Raw genomic sequence first — 710 nt, 5'->3', positions numbered from 1 at the left:
GATTATTTTTTAACGCGTGTAAAATGCGGCCACACGCCTGCCCATCACCATACGGATTATGGGCGCGGCTCATGGTCTGATATTCATTTTCGTCATGCAGCAAGCGCGTGACTTCTGCCACAATACGCTGAGGGTCAGTCCCAACCAGACGTACTGTGCCTGCGGTAATGGCTTCTGGCCGCTCCGTTGTTTCTCGCATCACCAACACAGGTTTGCCCAGAGAAGGGGCTTCCTCCTGAATCCCNCGTGGTTCATCAGCCAGACAAACGGCAGGTACTCCTGCGGCTCGATCAAAATCACATTGTCAACGTGACCCAGGATGCGATTAACCGGTTCGCTGACGTTAGGGTTCAGGTGCACCGGGTAGACAATCTGCACATCCTGATTCGCCGCTGCAATTTCTGCCAGCGCATGGCAGATTTGCTCAAAACCGCGACCAAAGCTTTCCCGACGATGACCGGTTACCAGGATCATCTTCTTATCCGCATCCAGGAAAGGATAGCGCTCAGCCAGTTCAGCGCGCAGTGCTTCATTTCCGAGTACACGATCGCGAACCCAGATCAACGCATCAATAACCGTGTTCCCCGTGACAAAAATACGGTCATCCGGAATGGTTTCACGCAACAGGTTTTGGCGTGAATTTTCAGTTGGGGAAAAGTGATACATTGCCAGGCGCCCGGTCAGTGTACGGTTTGCCTCTTCCGGCCAGG

At 53.3% G+C, this 710-nt stretch carries 1 pseudogene; it reads right to left on the bottom strand.

The annotated features are described in order from the left end of the window. Nucleotides 1-710: pseudogene (gene wecB, locus FDX22_RS24050) on the bottom strand (non-hydrolyzing UDP-N-acetylglucosamine 2-epimerase); the annotation flags it as partial.

It is taken from the genome of Citrobacter sp. TBCS-14 (assembly GCF_005280805.1).
In the GTDB taxonomy this organism is placed as follows: domain Bacteria; phylum Pseudomonadota; class Gammaproteobacteria; order Enterobacterales; family Enterobacteriaceae; genus Citrobacter; species Citrobacter gillenii.
This window is presented reverse-complemented; position numbering and strand designations above follow the sequence as displayed.